Below are 4,245 nucleotides of genomic sequence, written 5' to 3'. Positions count from 1 at the left end.
ACGGTGCCGGCCCCGGTGACGTCCGCCGGCAGGGCGGCCCACTGCGTACACAACCCGAGCGGCTCGGCGACTATCTGCGGGACCTCAAGGCCCTGTTCGCCGAGTTCGGCTACGACCATCCCTCGCTCTACGGCCACTTCGGGCAGGGCTGCGTGCACACCCGCATCCCGTTCGGGCTGAAGAACGCGCCGGGCGTCGCCGGCTTCCGGGACTTCCTGACCCGCGCCGCCGACCTCGTGCACTCCTACGGCGGCTCGCTGTCGGGGGAGCACGGCGATGGCCAGGCCCGCGGCGAACTGCTCGTCCGCATGTTCGGCGAGCGGCTGGTCGGCGCGTTCACCGAGTTCAAGGCGCTGTTCGACCCGCGCAACCGCATGAACCCCGGCAAGATCGTCTCGCCCGACCGCACGGTGGGCCCGCACCCGGTCGACGGCCAGCTGCGGCTCGGTCCCGACTGGCTGCCGCACGAGACACCGGAACAGCACTTCGACTACCCCGAGGACGCCCACAGCTTCCGCCGCTCGGTGATGCGCTGCGTCGGCATCGGCAACTGCCGCTCGCACGAAGGCGGCGTGATGTGCCCCTCGTACCGCGCCACCGGCGAGGAGGAACACTCCACCCGGGGCCGCGCCCGGCTGCTGTTCGAAATGCTCGGCGGCCACGCGGACTCGGCCGTCACCGACGGCTGGCGCTCCACCGCCGTGCGCGACGCCCTGGATCTGTGCCTGGCCTGCAAGGGATGCAAATCCGACTGTCCCACCGGAGTGGACATGGCCACCTACAAGGCCGAGTTCCTCTCCCACCACTACGCCGGACGGCCGCGCCCCGCCGCGCACTACGCGCTGGGCTGGCTGCCGCTGTGGGCCCGCGCCGCCCAGTTCTCCCCGCGCACCGTGAACGCCCTCCTGCACGCCCCGGGGCTGGCCGGGATCGGCAAACGGCTGGCCGGGGTCACCGCCGAACGCCCGGCGCCGCTGTTCGCGGAGGAATCCTTCCTCGCCTGGTGGCGGCGGCGGGGAACCCCCGAACCGGAGCCCGGCGACCCGCGCGCCGTCGTGCTGTGGCCGGACACCTTCAGCACCTACTTCCACCCGCACGTGCTCCAGGCCGCCGTGGCCGTCCTGGAGCACGCCGGGCTGCGGGTGGCCGTCCCCGGCCGGCCGGTGTGCTGCGGGCTGACCTGGATCTCCACCGGACAACTGGACCGCGCCCGCCGGGTGCTGCGCTCCACCGTCGACACCCTGCGGCCGTGGCTGGCCGTCGGCACCCCCATCGTCGGCCTGGAACCCTCCTGCACCGCCGTCTTCCGCGCCGACGCCCCCGAGATGTTCAGCCAGCACGAGGACATCCAGCGCCTGGCCCAGTCCACGGTCACCCTCTCCGAGGCGCTGCTGCACCACGCCCCCGACGGCTGGCGGCCACCGCCGCTGGAGCGCACCGCCCTGGTGCAGACCCACTGCCACCAGCACGCGATCCTCGGCCAGGACCCGGACCGGGAAGTCATGCGCCGGGCCGGCATCGACGCCGAGATCCCCGACTCCGGCTGCTGCGGTCTGGCCGGCAACTTCGGCTTCGAACGCGGTCACCACGAGGTGTCGATGGCCTGCGCGGAACGCGTCCTGCTCCCGGCCGTCCGGCGCGCACCCGCCGACGCGCTCATCCTGGCCGACGGCTTCAGCTGCCGCACCCAGATCGACCAGGCCGACACCGGACGCCGCGCGATGCATCTGGCCGAGGCCCTCGCCCTCGGTCTGCCCGGGGAGCCGCCCGCTCCGCGGGAGAAGCCGGAGCGCTCGGCCGCACCCCGCACCGAACGGCGCGGCGCGGACGCCCCCCTGGTGACGGCCGCGGCCCTCGCCGCGGCCGTCCTCGCCGCCCGGTGGCTGGGCCGCCGCCGGTAGGGCCCGGCCGTCTGCCGCCCGTGGTCGCGGGGGAGCGGTGGCATCGGAGGGACGGCGCGCGCCGCGGCCAACACGCGGGGCCCCTTCCTTGACCTGAACGCCCCGGAACTGGTCGAGTTGAGAAGAAAATTCTATAAAGCCATATTCGTCCCGCCTGAAGGAGTCCCGTGTCCCATTCCTCGCAGTCCGAGACCGACGCCGCCCACGGGATCCCCGGCCGTCCGTCCGTCGAAGCCCCCTCCCTCACCGAGCCCACCGAACCGCGCGGACCCGTCCCGCCCAAGCCCGACCAGAGCGGACCGGCCACGGTGACGCCCACCGGGCAGGAATCCGGCACGGCCGCGGAACGCGTCGCCCAGGGCGGCCCGTACCTCACCACCGCGCAGGGCAACCGGCTCTACGACACGAACCACTCGCTCAAGGCGGGCGCGCGCGGCCCGGTCCTCCTCCAGGACCACCATCTGCGGGAGAAGATCACCCACTTCGACCACGAGCGGATCCCGGAGCGCGTCGTGCACGCCCGGGGAGCGGCGGCCCACGGCTACTTCAAGGGCTACGGCACCGCGGGCAACATCACCAAGGCCGCGTTCCTGGCCAAGGACGTCACCACCCCGGTCTTCGTGCGCTTCTCCACCGTCCTCGGCTCCCGCGGCTCGGCCGACACGGTCCGCGACACCCGGGGCTTCGCGACCAAGTTCTACACCAGCGAAGGCACCTTCGACCTGGTCGGCAACAACATCCCGGTGTTCTTCATCCAGGACGCCATCAAGTTCCCCGACGTCATCCACGCCGGCAAGCCCCACCCCGACCGGGAGATCCCCCAGGCCCAGAGCGCGCACGACACCTTCTGGGACTTCGTCAGCCTGCACACCGAAGCCACCCACCACACCCTGTGGAACATGTCCGACCGGGGCATCCCCCGCTCCTACCGGATGATGGAGGGCTTCGGCATCCACACCTTCCGTCTCGTCAACGACCGCGACGAGACGACCCTGGTCAAGTTCCACTGGAAGCCCAAACTCGGCATCCACTCCCAGGTCTGGGAGGAGGCCCAGCTGGCCTGCGGCGTCGACCCCGACTTCCACCGCCGCGACCTGGCCGACGCCATCGAGGCCGGCGCCTACCCGCAGTGGGAACTGGGCGTACAGATCTTCCCCGACACCGAGGAGCAGATGTTCGAGGGGATCGACCTGCTCGACCCCACCAACATCGTCCCCGAGGAACTGGCCCCCGTGCACCCCATCGGGCTGCTCACGCTGAACGCCAACCCCTCCAACTACTTCGCCGAGACCGAACAGGTGGCGTTCCACCCCGGTCACCTGGTCCCGGGCATCGACATCACCGACGACCCGCTGCTGGCCGGCCGGCTCTTCTCCTACCTGGACACCCAGATCTCCCGGCTCGGCGGCCCCAACTTCGCCCAGCTGCCCATCAACCGCACCCACGCGCCGGTCAACGACATGCTGCGGGACGGCATGCACCAGACCGCGGTGCACCAGGGCGTCGCCCCCTACCGGCCCAACTCCCTGGACGGCGGCTGCCCGTTCCTCGCCGGGGCGGGCGAAGGAGCGTACATCGAGGTGCCCCGTGAGGTGGCGGCCGGCCGCAAGGTACGGCAGGCGCCCGAGACCTTCGCCGACCACTTCAGCCAGCCGCGCCGCTTCTGGCTCAGCATGAGCGCCGTGGAACGCGAACACATCATCGCCGCCTACACCTTCGAACTCGGCAAGTGCTACGAGCAGACCATCAAGGAACGCAACCTGCGCGTCCTGGCCCGCATCGACCCCGAGCTGTGCGAACGCGTCGCCGCCGGCCTCGGCCTCCCCGCCCCGCAGTCCCCCGGCGACCTGCCCGCCGTACCGGCCTCCCCGGCGCTCTCCCAGCTGGGCAAGACCTGGCCGCTGGACGGACGCGTGGTCGGCATCGTCACCGACGGCGCCGACCCCGCCGCCCTGGAAGGCGTACGGACGGTACGGCAGACGCTGCTGACGGCCGGTCTGGTACCGCTGATCATCGCGCCGTCCGGCGGCACCCTGGGCAGCGGCGAGGACGCCCTCACCGTGCAGCGCACCTTCGCGACGGCCCGGTCCGTCGAGTACGACGCCGTCCTGCTCGCCGGCGTCCCCGCACCGGGCGCCGACGCCTTCCCCGCCCGCGACGCCAAGGCCGACGACACCGCGCCACCAGCCGAGCATCCGGCGGCCGGAGACGATGCCGACCATGTTCAGCATGACCAGCAGGAGCGGCAGCTCGAAGGCCAGGCCGAAGATCAGCACCATGCGGATGGTGAAGTCGAGGACCTCGTCCAGCGACAGGATGTTCGCCGATCCCCCGGGCGTGAGAC

At 72.0% G+C, this 4,245-nt stretch carries 1 protein-coding gene and 2 pseudogenes; 2 read left to right on the top strand and 1 reads right to left on the bottom strand.

Annotated features, from left to right (window positions below; genetic code table 11):
- Together ACFV5N_RS25350 and ACFV5N_RS25345 are read left to right on the top strand one after the other, a co-directional pair.
- Positions 1 to 1,901, top strand: a 1,901-nt coding sequence (locus tag ACFV5N_RS25350; RefSeq protein ID WP_385604131.1) for an FAD-binding and (Fe-S)-binding domain-containing protein, incomplete at its 5' end; no start/stop codon positions are given.
- Positions 1,902 to 2,068: 167 nt separating this feature from the next.
- Positions 2,069 to 4,081 (top strand): annotated as a pseudogene (locus ACFV5N_RS25345) (catalase); the annotation flags it as partial.
- Positions 4,082 to 4,129: 48 nt separating this feature from the next.
- Here the strand turns inward: ACFV5N_RS25345 and ACFV5N_RS25340 are convergent.
- Positions 4,130 to 4,180 (bottom strand): annotated as a pseudogene (locus tag ACFV5N_RS25340) (hypothetical protein); the annotation flags it as partial.
- Positions 4,181 to 4,245: the final 65 nt, after the last annotated feature.

The sequence above is a fragment of the Streptomyces sp. NPDC059853 genome (assembly GCF_042731495.1).
In the GTDB taxonomy this organism is placed as follows: Bacteria; Actinomycetota; Actinomycetes; order Streptomycetales; family Streptomycetaceae; genus Streptomyces.
The sequence above is the reverse complement of the archived record's forward strand: the minus strand, read 5'-3'. Positions and strand labels throughout refer to the sequence as shown.